The following is a 16,458-nucleotide window of genomic DNA, read 5'->3' as shown; positions in this document are numbered from 1 at the left end:
CTTGACCTCATCAGCATATGAGCCAAGACGGTCCTCGCCGTTGATGAGCACCCCAACGATACGGAGTACGGCCCAGGCGTCAGTCTCATTGCCTGACTGGCTCAGTCGCTCGGCGATCTTCACCAGGTCGACGGATGCCCACTTGAGGTCCGCCGTTATGGACTTGAGGTTGTGCTTGAGCAGTTGGGTGGGTTTGTTCATTCCCATTTTTTACGGGCTCCGCAAGATGGCATGGCCACTATCAGCGCTTCCCGGGCTGACCATCGGTCATCACGTACTTCTTAACCTTGTTGTCCTTGTCGAAGAGGACCGTCAGGTTCTGCTGCTCCATTCCTGTCCCGAAGGGGCCGACATAGACGTAGAACCAGATGGCCTGGAGATTCCCGTCGGAGTCGAAGGACTGAGAGAGCGGGTTTCCGAACCGCTCAAGCATCTGGTCGTAGGTCGTCTGCCCCTGAACGATCTGCCGGACATCTGTCTGTTCAATTGGGGTGCCGCGGCTTGCGCAGCCAGCGAGGGCAGTAATCAGCACTGCTACAGCGATTGCCCGCATGGAACCTCCTTGTCAGTTTGGTCGCATTCTGCCATCGCAAAACAATCAGCGTCATCACCCCTGGGAAACAAGTACCGCTCAGGCACTACGCCATATCATTTTCGCAAAAGTGAGTAGATTTGTGAGTAGAAATAAAACAGGAAAGTTTGAATACCAGCAATAACAGGGGCTGCAGGCGACCATTCGATTCCGTCCCTGGCACCAAGCTTCCGAAAGCCCCTGAGTTCGCCAGAACCGGGGGCTTTTTGCATTCCCCGCCCCATCAGCCGATCACCGCCGCCCCTGCACCGCTGGTCGCCCGCCCGGCGAATACTCCCCGGGTTACGTTGTCTACTGGCGCGTAGCAGAACGTTTTTTCAGAATGATGACATTCCGGATGATTTCCGCCCGATGGATGGGATACTTTCAGGCCCCTCGATGCCTGAAAAGGGAGTGCTCGTGCATCCTCTAAAGCGCTGGTGGCAACAACGCGGCAACCTCGCGACGCTTGCCATCCTGTTCCTGGCGATCCCGCTGGCCAGCCGCCATGCCCTTGGCTGGGGCAACCTCTACGGCTACCTGTCCGACCTGGCCATCGGCAGCCTGCTGGTCCTGCTGCTGCACCGCCTGCGCCTGTTCCTCGCGCTGCCGGTGATGCTGCTGTGGGCGCTGATGACGATCGGCAACGCCGAGCTGGTCAGCGCCGTGGGCCGCATGCCCGATCCCAGCGACCTGCACTTCCTCGCCGACCCGACCTTCGTCGGCAATTCCACCCAGGGCGGAGGCATCGCCCACCCGTGGCTGGCCGGCGCGCTGCTGGGCGCCATCGCGCTCTGCGCGCTGCTCTGGCGGCGCCGCGAACAGCGCCTGCCGCGCCTGGCCTATAGCCTGCCGGTGGCCCTGCTGGGCGCCCATTTCGGCCTGCAGTACGTGATCCCCAACGACGTCGACGTGTGGAAGCAGTTCAACCTGCCGCACCGCCTGCTGGCCGGCGGCGCCAGCCAGGGCCAGCTGGCGGTCGAGGACTGGCTGGCCGGCGACCAGGGCGACACCCCGCCGGACGTCACCGGGCTGACCCAGCTCGACCTCTCCGGCACCCCGCTGCTGGCCGGCCCGGGCACGGCGAAGAACGTGCTGATCATTACCATGGAAGGCATCCCCGGGGCCTACGTGGCGACCAACCGCGCCGCCCTGAGCAGCAGCTACGAAGAATCGATGATGCCCAAGCTCAGCGCCTGGGCCGAACGCTCGATGACCACCCCGGACTACGTGGTGCACAGCCACCAGACCATCCGCGGCCTGTACGCGCTGCTGTGCGGTGACTACAGCAAGCTGGACAACGGCACGCCCAAGGGCGTCGAGCTGCTGTCCAACCCCGGCCGCGCCGCCGAGTGCCTGCCGGCGCAGCTGCGCCAGCACGGCTTCAGCACCCACTTCCTGCAGGGCGCCGGGCTGCGCTTCATGGCCAAGGACAAGGTGATGCCGGCCATGGGCTTCGACAAGACCCTCGGCCGCGACTGGTTCAAGAAGAAGCCCTACCTGGAGTTCGCCTGGGGCATGGACGACAAGGCCTTCTTCGAGGGCGCGCTGGACTATGTGGGCCAACTGCGCAAGGACAAGAAGCCGTGGATGCTCACCCTGCTCACCGTCGGCACCCACCAGCCCTATTCGGCCACCCCCGAGTACCTGGCCAGGTACCCCACCCCGCGCCAGGCCGCAGTCGGTTACCTGGATGATGCCGTCGACGCCTTCCTCGCCGGCCTGGAGAAGCAGGGCGTGCTCAAGGACACCCTGGTGATCGTCACCTCCGACGAATCCCACGGCATCGACAACGTGCGCCTGGCCTCGTCCTGGGGCCTGAACCTAGTGCTGGCCCCCGAGCAGGCGGCCCTGCCACCGGTGAAGAGCGGCGTCTACGGCCACGTCGACATGGACGCCTCGGTCCTCGACTACTTCGGCTTCACCCCGCCGAAGGACGTTTCCGGGCGCTCGCTGTTCCGCGAGTACGGCAACGGCCGCGAGATGGTCTCCTTCACCAACGGCATGCTGCGCTTCCACGACGGCAAGCAGACCTTCACCGAATGCGACTTCCAGCAGGCCTGCCGGCGCTACAAGAGCGATGGCTTCATCGCCGACAGCGCCCAGTTCGTCGGGCGCTTCAGCGGCCGCGACGCCCGCCTGGCCGCCGCCCGCGCCGGCATCCTCGACCACTCGGTGACCGGCAGCCGGCCGGGCGGCGAATACCAGTTCGCCACCCAGGAGAAGATCCGCATCAAGCCGCAGGTCACCAACGAGTACACCGACAACCTGATCGGCGCCCAGTACCTGGAGTTCCCGGCCGACAGCCACACCACCGTGACCCTGAAGATCCGCGCGCTGCAGATGGACAAGGCCGGCGCCAAGGTGCAGCTGAAGACCCGCGAGTTCGAGCGCCCGGTGGACCTGGCGATCCCCGAGTTCCCGCGGCTGACCCGCGACAAGCCGCTGCAGGTGACCTTCGGCTTCGACAACGAGCGCGCGCGCAAGGCCTTCTCCTTCCACCTGCTGGCCGAAGGCAAGGGCATCATCGAGATCACCGATTTCCACGTGCAGACGCAGCCGCGCAAATCGGCCATCGACGCCAGCGAGCATCCCACCCGGATCGCCGGCGGCAACGGCCTGCCCGGCCCGCGCATCGGTGGCCGCCCGGCGCTGATGGCCGGCCAGCTCGACCAGCTCGACGAAGAAAGCCGCGACGACAGCGGCGGCGAGCAGCAGATCACCCAGTGACCTGCCCGGGCCCCGACCAACGTCGGGGCCCGCGGTCTTTTCCCCCGCCGGCGAAGCTGGCACTATCGCGCCCCTCGTTCCGCCACCCCCTCGCCAGGCCTCCGGCCCCCCGGTGTTCAGCCCAGGCGACAAGGCACTGCGGCAATGCGACAAGATGCCACTATCCAGGCCCGGCGCGGCCCCCGACCGCTTGGCGCCCCCCGGGTCGCGTGATAGCTTGCGTTCGCCAGGAAGGCCCTACCCCCTGCCGCGGCGCGCCGCGAAGCATCCGAACAACAATAGAGGAGCCCCCAATGGCCGAGGCCATACCCGCGCTGGAAATCCGTAACCTGCACAAGCGTTACGGCGACCTGGAAGTGCTCAAGGGCATTTCCCTGACCGCCCGCGAAGGCGACGTGATCTCCATTCTCGGCTCCTCGGGTTCCGGCAAGTCGACCTTCCTGCGCTGCATCAACCTGCTGGAAAACCCCCACCAGGGCCAGATCATCGTCGCCGGCGAAGAGCTCAAGCTGAAGAAGGCCAAGGACGGGGCGCTGGTCGCCGCCGACAACCGCCAGATCAACCGCCTGCGCAGCGAACTGGGCTTCGTCTTCCAGAACTTCAACCTCTGGCCGCACATGAGCATCCTCGACAACATCATCGAGGCGCCACGCCGCGTGCTGGGCAAGAGCCGCGCCGAAGCCATCGAGATCGCCGAGGCCCTGCTGGCCAAGGTCGGCATCGCCGACAAGCGCCACGCCTTCCCCGCGCAGCTCTCCGGCGGCCAGCAGCAGCGTGCGGCCATTGCCCGCACCCTGGCCATGCAGCCCAAGGTGATACTGTTCGACGAGCCCACCTCGGCCCTGGACCCGGAGATGGTCCAGGAAGTGCTCAACGTGATCCGCGCGCTGGCCGAGGAAGGCCGCACCATGCTGCTGGTCACCCACGAAATGAATTTCGCCCGCCAGGTTTCCAGCGAAGTGGTGTTCCTCCACCAGGGCCTGGTCGAGGAACAGGGCTCCCCCGAGCAGGTCTTCGGGAACCCGCAGTCCGCGCGCTGCAAGCAGTTCATGTCCAGCCACCGCTAACGGAGCAACTTTGCATGAAGAACTATAAGAAGATCCTTCTGGCCGCTGCCGCCACCCTGGCTTTCGGCGCCCACGCGGTCGCCGCCGAGAAGCTGCGCATCGGCACCGAAGGCGCCTACCCGCCCTTCAACGGCATCGACGCCAGCGGCCAGGTGGTCGGCTTCGACCTCGACGTCGGCAAGGCCCTGTGCGCCAAGATGAAGGTCGAGTGCGAGGTGGTCACCTCCGACTGGGACGGCATCATCCCGGCGCTGAACGCCAAGAAGTTCGACTTCATCGTCGCCTCCATGTCGATCACCGACGAGCGCAAGCAGGCGGTGGACTTCACCAACCCCTACTACACCAACAAGCTGCAGTTCGTGGCGCCCAGGTCGGTGGACTTCAAGACCGACAAGGGCTACCTGAAGGGCAAGGTGATCGGTGCCCAGCGCGCGACCATCGCCGGCACCTGGCTGGAGGACAACATGTCCGACACCGTCACCATCAAGCTCTACGACACCCAGGAAAACGCCTACCTGGACCTGTCCTCGGGCCGCCTGGACGGCGTGCTGGCCGACAAGTTCGTGCAGTACGACTGGCTCAAGAGCGACGCCGGCAAGGACTTCGAGTTCAAGGGCGAGCCGGTGTTCGACAACGACAAGATCGGCATCGCCGTGCGCAAGGGCGACCCGCTGCGTGACAGGCTGAACGCCGCCCTGAAGGAAATCGTCGACGACGGCACCTACAAGAAGATCAACGACAAGTACTTCCCCTTCAGCATCTACTGATGCCAGTCCGGCGCGCCCTGTAACCCAGGGCGCGCCCCTTCAGGCGTGATCCCCATGATTTTCGACCTGCACGGTTTCGGCCCGCAGCTGGCGGCCGGCACCCTGATGACGCTCAAGCTGTCCCTGGCCGCGGTCTGCCTCGGCCTGATCCTCGGGCTGCTCGGCGCCATCGCCAAGACCTCTAGGAATGCCTTGCTGCGCATGCTCGGCGGCGCCTACACCACCCTGGTGCGCGGCGTGCCGGAAACCCTCTGGGTGCTGATGATCTACTTCGGCACCGTGGCCGGGCTGAATGCCCTGGGCGACCTGTTCGGCAAGCCCGACCTGGCCCTGAGCCCCTTCGCCGCCGGCACCTGCGCCCTGGGCCTGTGCTTCGGCGCCTACGCCACCGAAGTCTTCCGCGGCGCCCTGCTGGCCGTGCCCAGGGGCCACCGCGAGGCCGGCCAGGCGCTGGGCCTGTCCGCCCCGCGGATCTTCTGGCGCATCGTCCTGCCGCAGGTGTGGCGCGTGGCCCTGCCGGGCCTGGGCAACCTGTACCTGATCCTGCTGAAAGACACCGCCCTGGTCTCGCTGATCACCCTCGACGAGATCATGCGCAAGGCCCAGGTCGCCTCCAACGCGACCAAGGAGCCCTTCACCTTCTACATGACCGCCGCGCTGATCTACCTGGGCCTGACCGTGTTCGTCATGGCCGCCCTGCACTTCCTGGAGCGCCGCGCCGGCCGCGGTTTCGTGAGGAACGAGCTATGACCGACATGGAGCTGATCCTCAAGTGGCTGCCGAAGATGCTCCAGGGCGCCGGGCTGACCCTCGAGCTGCTGGCCTTCGCCGTGGTCGCCGGCCTGGCCCTGGCCGTGCCGCTGGGCATCGCCCGCGCCTCGCGGCACTGGTACGTGCGCGCGCTGCCCTACGGCTACATCTTCTTCTTCCGCGGCACCCCGCTGCTGCTGCAGCTGTTCATCGTCTACTACGGCCTGGCGCAGTTCGAGTCGGTGCGCCAGGGGCCGCTGTGGCCGTACCTGCGCGATCCCTACTGGTGCGCGCTGCTGACCATGACCCTGCACACCGCGGCCTACATCGCCGAGATCCTCCGCGGCGCCATCCACGCCATCCCGGTGGGTGAAGTGGAGGCGGCGCGGGCCCTGGGCATGTCGCGCCGGCAGGCGCTGCTGCACATCATCCTGCCGCGCGCCGCGCGCATCGCCCTGCCGGCCTACAGCAACGAGGTGATCCTCATGCTCAAGGCCAGCGCCGTGGTCTACACCGTGACCCTGTTCGACATCATGGGCATGACCCGCACCATCATCGCCCGCACTTACGAGGCCATGCTGTTCTTCTGCCTCGCCGGGGTGTTCTACCTGGTCATCACCCTGGTCCTCACCCGCCTGTTCCGCCTCGCCGAGCGCTGGCTGCGGGTGGACTCCATGCAGGGGCGCTGACCGGCGCTTCCCGGATGTGGCGGGGCGGCTATAATCGCCGCCCCGCCACTCATCCCCCTGCACCGCCGTGGCCAACCGCCTCACCGACGATGTCCTGTTCCAGCGCTTCCAGGCCCTGGATGCCTTCCTGCTCGCCCACCAGGGGCTGTGGCGGCCCAAGCCCTTCACCCTGCTGGAACTGCCCTGGGAAGCCGAGCACCGGGAACTGGCCAGCTGGCTGCGCGGGCGCGACCTGGAACAGGCCGACGCCGCGCACAACCAGCCCGAACGCCTGCCCGCGCCGGCGCCTTTCCCGGAACTGGCGCACCGTGCCGCGCAGCTGAGCGACGTCGAGGACCTGCCGTCCCATGCCCTACCCAAGCTGCCGGCGCAGTTCCAGGTCGACGTGCCCGGGCGCAAGTGGCAGCAGATCGAGGCCTTCGCCAGCCGCCTGGACTTCGCCACGCCCTCCGTCCAGTGGCTGGACTGGTGCGCCGGCAAGGGCCACCTGGGGCGCCTGCTGGCCCATGGCGGGCAGCCGCTGCTGAGCCTGGAGCGCGACCTCGCGCTGGTCGCCGACGGCCAGCGCCTGAGCGACCGCCTGGGCCTGCGCGCCATGCACGTCGAGCAGGACGTGCTCGCCGAGGGCGCCGCCCGCTACCTGCAGCCTGGCCAGACCGCCGTGGCACTGCACGCCTGCGGCGACCTGCACGTCCAGTTGCTGCGCCTGGCGGCGAGCAGACGCTGCCGGCAACTGGCGGTGGCGCCCTGCTGCTACAACCGCATCGCCGGCGAGCACTACCAGCCGTTATCCACAGCCGCGGGCGCGTCCCGCCTGAAGCTGGACCAGGACGACCTGCGCCTGCCGCTCGCCGAGACGGTCACCGCCGGCGCCCGGGTGCGGCGCCAGCGCGACAACTCCATGGCCCGGCGCCTGGCCTTCGACCTGCTGCAGCGCGAACTGCGCGGCGCGGACAGCTACCTGCCGGTGCCTTCGGTGCCGGCGGACTGGCTGCACAAGCCGTTCGCCGACTACTGCCGCGACCTGGCCGCGCTCAAGGGCCTGCCCCGCCCCGCCGAACGCGACTGGAACGCGCTGGAGGCCCGGGGCTGGCAGCGCCTGGCGCAGGTGCGCAACCTGGAGCTGGTGCGCGGCCTGTTCCGCCGCCCGCTGGAGCTCTGGCTGCTGCTCGACCGCGCGCTGTTCCTCGTCGAACAGGGCTACCGGGTACGCCTGGGACGCTTCTGCGCCGCCCAGCTCACCCCGCGCAACCTGCTCATCCTCGCCGAGCACGTCTAGCACGAGCGTTCCAGAGAGAAGCCCACAGAAGCTGTGGATAACTCTGTTGAGAAGATCGGGAAAATCGCTCACGCGGCCCGCCGCTGGCCTACCGGCGCAGCTCTGTTCGAATTTTGAACAAATCAGATAATTTCCTTTAAAAACATATTCTTAGAAAGAAACTGAAAAGCGCTGAGGCTTTTTTAGCACTAGCCGCCAAGCCATGCCCCGGCATTGTGCATAAGCACTGCTGTCGGGGCCGCGCCGCACACCGGTCGGGCACGTCCTGTTTCGCGGAACGCTCGCATAGTGCTTTCAGGAACGGATTGTTGCCCATTTGCAACAATCCGCTATTTGTCATTAGCTGCCTAGGCAGTATTATTTCGAAACATATTACCTGCCTAGACAGTTATTAGCCTTGCCATGGATCACTACTGCGTCACGGACTTCCCGTTCAGGGGCTCGATCGGCCAGTTGCTGGGGCTGGCGGCCATCCTCAAGGACCGCCTGCTGGACAAGCACCTGATCGACCTGGACATCACCGCCGCGCAATTCAAGGTGCTGTTCTTCATCGGCCAGAACCGCGCCAACACCCCGGGCGAGCTGTGCCGCGAGCTGTCCATCGACAGCGGCTCGATGACGCGCATGCTCGACCGCCTGGCGAAGAAGGACCTGCTGCTGCGCCAGCCCTGCCCCAACGACCGCCGCAGCGTGCGCCTGCAGCTCAGCCCCGCCGGCGAGGCGGTGAACGCCCAGGCGCCGCAGATCGCCGTGCGGGCGATGAACGAACTGGTCGGCTGCCTCAACCCCGAGGAACTGCTGACCCTCACCCGGCTGCTGGACAAGATCCTCGCCAGCCATGGCGTCGCGCCCGGCGCGCCGCAGGAGAAGTAAGCCATGCGCGCATTCCGCTTACCCGCCGCTACCCTGCTGGCCAGCGCCGTGGCGCTGGCCGGTTGCGTCAGCTCCTCGGGCCTGGCGCCCAGCGGCAAGGCGCTCGACAGCGCCTCGCTGCAGGCCGGCCGCAGCCTCGACGGCACGCCGCTGTCCAGTGCCGCCTGGCCACGCCGGAACTGGTGGAGCAGCCTGGGCGACGCCCAGCTCGACAGCCTGATCGACGAGGCCCTGAAAGGCACGCCGGACCTGCAGATCGCCGACGCCCGCGCGCGCCAGGCCGCCGCCGCGGCCAACGCCGCCGATGCCGAACGCATGCCTACACTCAACGGCAAGGCCAGCTATGCGGGCATCCGCGCCCCCACCAGCGTGCTCCCCGCGCCAACGGGCGGGCACTATTCGGCGGTGAAGTACCTGTCGCTGGGCTTCAACTACGATTTCGACCTCTGGGGCGGCCAGCGCGCCGCCTGGGAAGCCGCCCTCGGCCAGGCCAACGCCGCCGAGGTGGACCGCCAGGCCGCGGCCATCACCCTCTCGGCCAACGTCGCCCGCGCCTATAGCGAGCTGGGCCACGCCTTCGCCGTGCGCGACCTGTCCCGCGACGAGCTGGAACGCTCGCAGCGCCTGTTCGAACTCAGCCGCAAGCGCATGGACGCCGGCCTGGACAGCAAAGTGCAGTTGCAGCAGACGCAAACCCAGGTGGCCAGCGCCCGCCAGCAGCTGGCCGCCGCCGAACAGCAGATCGCCAGCGCCCGCATCGCCCTGGCCGTGCTGCTCGGCCAGGGGCCGGACCGTGGCCTCGACCTGCAGCGCCCGCAGCCGCTCAAGCCCGATGCCCTGAACCTGCCGCCCAACCTGCCGGCGGAACTGCTCGGCCGCCGCCCGGACATAGTCGCCGCGCGCTGGCGCGTCGAGGCCACGGGCAAGGACATCCAGGCGGCGAAGACGCAGTTCTACCCGAACCTCAACCTGGGCGCGATGATCGGCCTGGCGAGCATGCACACCAGCGACCTGCTGGAGGCGCCGAGCCGCTTCTACCAGGTCGCCCCGGCCATCTCCCTGCCGCTGTTCGACGGCGGCCGCCTGCGCGCCAACCTGGCCGGCAAGGACGCGGACTACGACCTGGCCGTGGCGCAGTACAACAAGACCCTGGTCGGCGCCCTGGGCGAGGTCAGCGACGACCTCGGCCAGCTGCGCTCGCTGGAGCAGCAGCTGGTCGACCAGCGCGAGGCCCGCGACATCGCCAAGTCCAACTTCGAACTGGCCATGCGCCGCTACGGCGAAGGTGTCGGCAACTACCTCGACGCCCTCAGCGTGCAGCAACAGCTGCTGCTCGCCGAGCGCCAGCTGGCCAACCTGGAGGCCCAGCGCATCGACCTTTCCGTCCAGCTGGTGCAAGCCCTGGGCGGCGGCTTCCAGGCCGACTCCGTTCCCCCGTCTTCCGCGCCGCTCGCCCAGGCGGGCGCGGCCGCCGCGCATTAAGAGGCAACCGCCATGACCACCGATACCCAAGAAACCACCGGCGGCAACCCCCAGCGCAAGCGCTGGCTGCTGATCCTGCTGGTCGTCGTCATCCTCGCCGGCATCGCCGCGGCGCTCTGGGAATTCCTCTACGGGCGCTGGCACGAAGACACCGACGATGCCTACGTCAACGGCAACGTGGTGCAGATCACCCCGCAGATCACCGGCACCGTGGTCAGCATCGGCGCCGACGACGGCAACCTGGTGCGCAAGGGCCAGGTCCTGGTGAAGTTCGACCCCAGCGACGCCGACGTGGCCCTGCAGCAGGCCGAAGCCAACCTGGCGCGCACCGTGCGCCAGGTGCGCGGGCTGTTCAGCAACGTCGACGGCTACAAGGCCGACGTCGCCGCGAAGAAGGTCGCCCTGGCCAAGGCCGAGGCCGACTTCAAGCGCCGCCAGCACCTGGCCGACGACGGCGCCATCTCCCGAGAAGAACTGGCCCACGCCCGCGACGCCCTGGACACCGCGCGCAACTCGCTGACCAGCGCTGAGCAGCAACTGGACACCAACCGCGCCCTGGTGGACGACACCGTCGTCGCCTCCCACCCGGACGTCAAGGCCGCCGCCGCCAAGCTGCGCCAGGCCTACCTGGACGACGCCCGCGCGGTGATAGTCGCGCCGGTGACCGGCTACGTGGCCAAGCGCACCGTGCAGGTCGGCCAGCGCGTGCAACCGGGCGCTGCGCTGATGGCGGTGATCCCCCTGGACCAGGTGTGGATAGACGCCAACTTCAAGGAAACCCAGCTGCAGCACATGCGCATCGGCCAGCCGGTGGAAATCCGTTCCGACCTCTACGGCAGCTCGGTCAAGTACCAGGGCAGCGTGGAAAGCCTGGGCGTCGGCACCGGCAGCGCCTTCTCCCTGCTGCCGGCGCAGAACGCCACCGGCAATTGGATCAAGATCGTCCAGCGCGTGCCGGTGCGCATCCGCGTCGACGCCAGGCAGTTGGAAGAGCATCCGCTGCGCATCGGCCTGTCGATGGACGTCAACGTCGACCTGCACGACCAGAGCGGCCCCGCCCTGTCGCAGCAGCCGCCGAAGGAAGCGCTGTTCTCCACCGACGTCTACCAGCAGCAACTGGCCTCGGCGGACCAGCTCATCGAGCAGCTGATCCACGCCAACATGGCCGACGGCCGCAGCCGCAGCACCGCCGCGCGCTGAGCCCGGAAGCATCATGAGCGAGAACAGCAACGCCGCCTTCAGCCCGCCCAGCCTGGTGATGGCCACCATCGGCCTGTCCCTGGCGACTTTCATGCAGGTGCTGGACACCACCATCGCCAACGTCGCCCTGCCGACCATCTCCGGCAACCTCGGGGTAAGCGCCGAGCAGGGCACCTGGGTGATCACCTCCTTCGCGGTGAGCAACGCCATCGCCCTGCCGCTGACCGGCTGGCTAAGCCGCAAGGTCGGCGAGGTGCGGCTGTTCATCGCCGCCACCATTCTCTTCGTGATCGCCTCCTTCCTCTGCGGCGTGGCCCAGCAGATGGGCATGCTGGTGGGCTTCCGCGCCCTGCAGGGCTTCGTCGCCGGGCCGCTGTACCCGATCACCCAGACGCTGCTGATCTCCATCTACCCGCCGGCCAAGCGCGGCATGGCCCTGGCGCTGCTGGCGATGGTCACGGTGGTGGCACCGATCGCCGGGCCCATCCTCGGCGGCTGGATCACCGACAGCTACAGCTGGCCGTGGATCTTCTTCATCAACGTGCCCATCGGCCTGTTCGCCGCCTTCGTGGTCTACCAGCAACTGAAGAAGCGCCCGGTGGTGATCAAGCACGCGCCCATGGACTACATGGGGCTGATCCTGCTGGTCCTCGGCGTGGGCGCCCTGCAGGTCGTGCTCGACAAGGGCAACGACCTGGACTGGTTCGAATCGAACTTCATCGTCGGCGGCACCGTGGTGTCGGTCATTGCCCTGGCGGCCTTCATCATCTGGGAGCTGACCGACAAGCACCCGATCGTCAACCTGCGCCTGTTCGTGCACCGCAACTTCACCTTCGGCACCCTGGCGCTGGTGGGCGGCTACGCCGGCTTCTTCGGCATGAACCTGCTGCTGCCGCAGTGGCTGCAGACGCAGATGGGCTACACCGCCACCTGGGCGGGCCTGGCGGCGGCGCCGATCGGTATCCTGCCGGTGTTCCTCTCGCCGCTGGTCGGCCGCTACGCCAACAACTTCGACCTGCGCGTCCTCGCCGGCCTGGCGTTCCTGGTGATGTCCGTCACCAGCTTCATGCGCGCCAGCTTCAACACCGAGGTGGACTACGCCCACATCGCCCTGGTGCAGACACTCATGGGCCTGGGCGTGGCCTTCTTCTTCATGCCCATCCTGAGCATCCTGCTCTCCGACCTGCCGCCGGACCAGATCGCCGACGGCTCGGGCCTGGCCACCTTCCTGCGCACCCTGGGCGGCAGCTTCGCGGCCTCCCTCACCACTTGGATCTGGGACCGCCGCGCCACCCTGCACCACGCCCACCTGACGGAAAGCCTGAGCACCTACGACCCGGCCACCCGCGACACCCTGGACCTGCTCGGCGGCGCCAACCAGCACGGCGCGGCCATGCTCGACCGCATCGTCGAAGGCCAGGCCTACATGCTCTCCACGGTGGAATACTTCACCTTGCTGGGCTGGCTGTTCCTAGGCCTGCTGGCCATCATCTGGCTGGCCAGGCCCCCCTTCGGCGCCAAGCCGGGAGCCGCTGCCAGCGGCCACTGAGCAAGCGGACACAAGCTGGAAAATCAGAGGTTTACACCGCCCGGCGCGTGGCTATAATGGCGTCCCTCCTTGCCGGTATAGCTCAGCTGGTAGAGCAACTGACTTGTAATCAGTAGGTCCCGGGTTCGACTCCTGGTGCCGGCACCATACAGACGAAGGCCCGCAGAAATGCGGGCCTTTTCTTTATCTGGTCTATGCCAGCCCGTCTAGCGCAGGGCGGCAGAGGCGCCATGCTCGGACGAGTCGCCATCTTGCCCTTGGGCATGGGCAATCCGTACCCGCTCATCAGGGAAGATGCGATTCTCTTTTTCCAGCGTGTAGTAGGTCCTGATGTAGTCCGCGTACTTCAAGAACTGCTCCTTGTCGCCGAGGGGAACCCCCGGTTCCATGACAACACCGTCCCTCGTGGTCATGAAGATGTCGCCACCAATTGCTGCGACACCAAAGGGAACGATCCGCTTTGCATCAAAGATCGAACGCCCAATGAAGCTGTTAGCGACCTTCTGCACGCCCAGCAGGTGCAGCAGAGTAGGCGCAAAGTCGATTGAACTCCGCCCATCGGCATCAAACGTCTGAGGCAGTACATGAGCGGGATCGTAGATAGCCAGAGGAATTCGATCCACGAAATATGGTTGATAATTCTCCCCGCGCACCGCATCGACAAATGGAGGCTCAGGGTAGGTTGCGTGGTCTGCCGTAAATATCAGAATGGTGTCCTTTGCGTACTTCGAAGAGAAGAAATAGCTCAAGAACTGTCCGAGTTGCCGATCATAATTGTGCATACGATTCAGAACGGAGTTCTTGCCATCACCATACTTTTCATACCCTTCTGGAACATCCAGAAACGCATGGGTACCGATATCGTAAAGCCCGATAAAGAAAGGCTTGCCGCTTGCAGCCTGCGCCCTAGACTCCAGCATTACATTCAAGGAGCGGAAAAGATCCTTATCACTCAGGGAGCCTGCAGTCAGGGTTGCCTTGCCTTGCAGGAACTCGTTATTCAGGCTATCGAACGAGTAGACCTGATCAAACTCCAGAGAACGCAACATGGTATTCAGCTGGACTGAATCATGATGGGGCGAGAAGAAATAAGTATCGTACCCTCTCTCACGGAAGATCTGCGGCAGTGTCCTATAATGAATACGGGCTAGAGACTGCGAATTCTCCCCCTCGTCCCATCCAGAGCCAGACTGTGCCCCACCGGTACCTGGATAGCCAGAGGCCATTTGCCCCTGTAACCCTCGATAGGTCGCCGCAGTGTGATTATAATAATTATCGACTCGCATGGAGCGAGCCAATAGAGCATCAATATTTGGTGTTAAGCCAGGATGTCTCCCGCCATAGGCATTGATCAGACGCGCCGACATCCCCTCGGTGAAAATCACGATGACATTGCGCTTCTTCTTAACCTGAACAATTTTTTCAAAAGGAAGTGCGTTACTGTAGATATAATTTTTCTTGAATGGGAATTCGTTGCCTTTGACAAAATAAATATCTCCATCAAATTCCGAGGCAGCCGGACGAAACTCATCCATACGACGCTCAGCCAGGATATAGGTCGTCCGTAGCAGAGACAGGAGAGGCGCCTGGTTCTTCTGTAGAGAAATGACGCCACGCTCATGCGAGGAAGCCAAGAAGGCCACGAGATAGCCAACCAGGACAATGGCCCATCCCCCGACAAATAGCCTCGACATCTGTCTTACTTCGCGATAGCGCCTAGACGTATGGGAGAACAACAGAAAAGCCCAACCCAACACCACTGCACCTACCATTACCCTGAGCAACCAAGTAGTCGTCAAGCGACTTTCCGCACTATTCTCCATTGCAAGAACAGTGATGTAGCTATTGGATAGATATAATGAGTAAGACTGAGCTACATAAACTATGCCAATAACCAGAGGAAGAATCAGGTAGATTCCCCACCGCCACATGCTTGAGCGTGCGCGACGCATGGGTGAGATAATGACGCCCAACCCACCGAGAACCGCAAGCTCAACCAAGGGCAATAACCCTTTGATCATCTCCGGCGGCAGAGGGCCCTGCGCCCTTGCACAATATTTGGCAAATACCGTCAGAAATATCCCCGCCACGCCGAAGAAATAAGCGACGTACAAAAGCCTGGGATCAAATATGCGTCTCACCTGTAACCTCACTGCCCAAAAGACGTGACGTGACCGACCGAGCAGGTAGCCCTATCCATCTGTCAAAATTTTGTAATGCTAGCAGGATTAATCTGTAGGGTCTTGCCCGCAGGTCGGCCAAAATTCAGGCATCCATTGAGACAAGCATGTGGTTGCCTCCACGACAGTCCCAAAGTCCCATTTCGCCAGCCTCCGGGAACCTTCTCCAGATATTGCGGTCGCAGGCGGGAGCTTCCTGCCCGCCCAATGACTACTCCCGCTGGTTTACTAGCAAGCGACCATGCATATAATCGAGTTTTACTCAGCAAATCAGCCACCTAAGGCAATTCTGAGAATAATTATCAGTTACCCATTGATCGGGGCGACAAAGCCAAGGGCGGCATATTGAATCAGGCATCGGCATCGCTCCCTCACCGCGCAGGGAAGGCGGAGCAAGCTTCCGGTACGGTCGCAATTCTGCTTTCCACCTACAACGGCGAGCGTTATCTGGTGGAGCAGTTGGACTCATTGATCAGCCAGACCTATGGGGACTGGATCATTCATGCCTCTGATGATGGTTCCCGGGACGCGACCCTCTCCATCCTGCAGCGTTATCAACGGCAGTTGGGTGAAGGACGACTGGTGCTGCACCAGGGGCCGGCAAAAGGGTTCGCGGCCAACTTCCTTTCACTCGTCAGGGCAGCAGGCGTCCAGGCCTGCTATTACGCGTTCTGTGACCAAGACGACATCTGGGCACCCGAGAAACTCGAGCGCGGACTGGCTTGGATCTCCAGCCGGCCGACAGAAAAACCTCTACTGCACTGCTCACGCACCCGCCTGATCGACGAGGCGGGAAAACCGATCGGCCTCTCCCCGCTGTTCGAGGCTCCCCTGTCCTTCGAAAATGCATTGGTGCAAAGCATCGCCGGCGGCAACACCATGCTGTTCAACGAAGAAACCCGAAAGCTGCTCGCAACGACTCGGGAATCCAGCCACATCGTTTCCCATGACTGGTGGTCGTATATCCTGGTCACCGGCTGCGGGGGAGAGGTCTGCTATGATCCCGAGCCCACGCTGAATTACCGCCAGCATTCGCAGAACCTGATCGGTTCCAACATATCGATCCGCGGCCGACTGCAGCGCCTGCGCAGGCTCCTGAAAGGCACCTTCAAGACGTGGAACGAGGCGAATCTGGCAGCCCTGGCTCCCATGCGCAATCATCTGACACCGCACAGCCTGGAAGTCCTTGACCTGTTCGCCCGGGCTCGAACGGCCCCGCTCCTGCAACGACTCAGGCTGGTGCGCAAGGCTGGTATCTACCGCCAGACCTTTCAGGGCAATCTGGGGCTGTTCATTGCTACTCTTTTCCAGAGGTTTTGAT

General features: G+C 64.6%; 14 protein-coding genes and 1 tRNA gene. 12 read left to right on the top strand and 3 right to left on the bottom strand.

Going from position 1 to position 16,458, the window contains the following annotated elements; genetic code table 11:
• Together CHC02_RS07800 and CHC02_RS07795 are read right to left on the bottom strand one after the other, a co-directional pair.
• Positions 1–201, bottom strand: a 201-nt coding sequence (locus CHC02_RS07800) for a hypothetical protein (RefSeq protein WP_425320249.1), incomplete at its 3' end; no start/stop codon positions are given.
• 40 nt (positions 202–241) lie between these two features.
• Complete coding sequence (locus tag CHC02_RS07795) at positions 242–553, bottom strand: outer membrane protein assembly factor BamE (protein WP_089390915.1); 312 nt, start codon at positions 551–553, stop codon at positions 242–244.
• 438 nt (positions 554–991) lie between these two features.
• Between CHC02_RS07795 and CHC02_RS07790 the strand changes: the two genes are divergently transcribed.
• The 11 genes from CHC02_RS07790 (at position 992) to CHC02_RS07740 (ending at position 13,104) form a co-directional block, all read left to right on the top strand.
• Positions 992–3,301, top strand: coding sequence for an LTA synthase family protein (locus CHC02_RS07790; protein ID WP_425262387.1), 2,310 nt, complete (start codon positions 992–994; stop codon positions 3,299–3,301).
• A 293-nt stretch (positions 3,302–3,594) separates the two neighbouring features.
• Positions 3,595–4,368: an ABC transporter ATP-binding protein gene (locus CHC02_RS07785; protein ID WP_089390913.1), complete on the top strand. Its 774-nt coding sequence runs from the start codon at positions 3,595–3,597 to the stop codon at positions 4,366–4,368.
• Between the two features lie 14 nt (positions 4,369–4,382).
• Positions 4,383–5,135, top strand: a complete 753-nt coding sequence (locus CHC02_RS07780) for an ABC transporter substrate-binding protein (protein WP_089390912.1) — start codon at positions 4,383–4,385, stop codon at positions 5,133–5,135.
• A gap of 54 nt (positions 5,136–5,189) precedes the next feature.
• Complete coding sequence (locus CHC02_RS07775; protein WP_089390911.1) at positions 5,190–5,885, top strand: ABC transporter permease; 696 nt, start codon at positions 5,190–5,192, stop codon at positions 5,883–5,885.
• Positions 5,882–6,574, top strand: a complete 693-nt coding sequence (locus CHC02_RS07770; RefSeq protein ID WP_089390910.1) for an ABC transporter permease — start codon at positions 5,882–5,884, stop codon at positions 6,572–6,574. Before CHC02_RS07775 ends, CHC02_RS07770 begins: the two co-directional genes overlap by 4 nt.
• Positions 6,575–6,641: 67 nt before the next feature.
• Positions 6,642–7,853 carry a methyltransferase gene (locus tag CHC02_RS07765; RefSeq protein WP_089390909.1) on the top strand — a complete coding sequence of 404 codons (1,212 nt, stop codon included), beginning with the start codon at positions 6,642–6,644 and terminating at the stop codon, positions 7,851–7,853.
• 402 nt (positions 7,854–8,255) lie between these two features.
• Positions 8,256–8,726 carry a MarR family winged helix-turn-helix transcriptional regulator gene (locus CHC02_RS07760; RefSeq protein ID WP_089390908.1) on the top strand — a complete coding sequence of 157 codons (471 nt, stop codon included), beginning with the start codon at positions 8,256–8,258 and terminating at the stop codon, positions 8,724–8,726.
• Between the two features lie 3 nt (positions 8,727–8,729).
• Positions 8,730–10,208, top strand: coding sequence for an efflux transporter outer membrane subunit (locus tag CHC02_RS07755; RefSeq protein WP_089390907.1), 1,479 nt, complete (start codon positions 8,730–8,732; stop codon positions 10,206–10,208).
• Positions 10,209–10,220: 12 nt separating this feature from the next.
• Positions 10,221–11,408: an HlyD/EmrA/EmrK family protein gene (locus CHC02_RS07750; RefSeq protein WP_089390906.1), complete on the top strand. Its 1,188-nt coding sequence runs from the start codon at positions 10,221–10,223 to the stop codon at positions 11,406–11,408.
• 13 nt (positions 11,409–11,421) lie between these two features.
• The gene (locus CHC02_RS07745; RefSeq protein ID WP_089390905.1) at positions 11,422–12,957 is read left to right on the top strand and encodes a DHA2 family efflux MFS transporter permease subunit; all 1,536 of its coding nucleotides are present in this window, start codon (positions 11,422–11,424) and stop codon (positions 12,955–12,957) included.
• Between the two features lie 71 nt (positions 12,958–13,028).
• A tRNA-Thr gene (locus tag CHC02_RS07740) sits at positions 13,029–13,104 on the top strand.
• A 59-nt stretch (positions 13,105–13,163) separates the two neighbouring features.
• On the opposite strand, the gene CHC02_RS07735 is transcribed toward CHC02_RS07740, so the two are convergent.
• Positions 13,164–15,098, bottom strand: coding sequence for an LTA synthase family protein (locus CHC02_RS07735; protein ID WP_139210185.1), 1,935 nt, complete (start codon positions 15,096–15,098; stop codon positions 13,164–13,166).
• A gap of 384 nt (positions 15,099–15,482) precedes the next feature.
• Here CHC02_RS07735 and CHC02_RS07730 point away from each other — a divergent pair, with 384 nt between their 5' ends.
• Positions 15,483–16,457, top strand: coding sequence for a glycosyltransferase family 2 protein (locus tag CHC02_RS07730; RefSeq protein WP_089390903.1), 975 nt, complete (start codon positions 15,483–15,485; stop codon positions 16,455–16,457).
• Position 16,458: the final 1 nt, after the last annotated feature.

Source organism: Pseudomonas delhiensis (genome assembly GCF_900187975.1).
Lineage (GTDB): Bacteria > Pseudomonadota > Gammaproteobacteria > Pseudomonadales > Pseudomonadaceae > Pseudomonas > Pseudomonas delhiensis.
This window is presented reverse-complemented; position numbering and strand designations above follow the sequence as displayed.

Excerpts from the sequence above, each read along its gene's own strand:
- CHC02_RS07750 (WP_089390906.1), top strand. The coding sequence starts at position 10,221 with ATGACCACCGATACCCAAGAAACCACCGGCGGCAACCCCCAGCGCAAG.
- CHC02_RS07795 (WP_089390915.1), bottom strand. The coding sequence starts at position 553 with ATGCGGGCAATCGCTGTAGCAGTGCTGATTACTGCCCTCGCTGGCTGC.
- CHC02_RS07745 (WP_089390905.1), top strand. The coding sequence starts at position 11,422 with ATGAGCGAGAACAGCAACGCCGCCTTCAGCCCGCCCAGCCTGGTGATG.
- CHC02_RS07770 (WP_089390910.1), top strand. The coding sequence starts at position 5,882 with ATGACCGACATGGAGCTGATCCTCAAGTGGCTGCCGAAGATGCTCCAG.
- CHC02_RS07780 (WP_089390912.1), top strand. The coding sequence starts at position 4,383 with ATGAAGAACTATAAGAAGATCCTTCTGGCCGCTGCCGCCACCCTGGCT.
- CHC02_RS07775 (WP_089390911.1), top strand. The coding sequence starts at position 5,190 with ATGATTTTCGACCTGCACGGTTTCGGCCCGCAGCTGGCGGCCGGCACC.
- CHC02_RS07785 (WP_089390913.1), top strand. The coding sequence starts at position 3,595 with ATGGCCGAGGCCATACCCGCGCTGGAAATCCGTAACCTGCACAAGCGT.
- CHC02_RS07760 (WP_089390908.1), top strand. The coding sequence starts at position 8,256 with ATGGATCACTACTGCGTCACGGACTTCCCGTTCAGGGGCTCGATCGGC.
- CHC02_RS07755 (WP_089390907.1), top strand. The coding sequence starts at position 8,730 with ATGCGCGCATTCCGCTTACCCGCCGCTACCCTGCTGGCCAGCGCCGTG.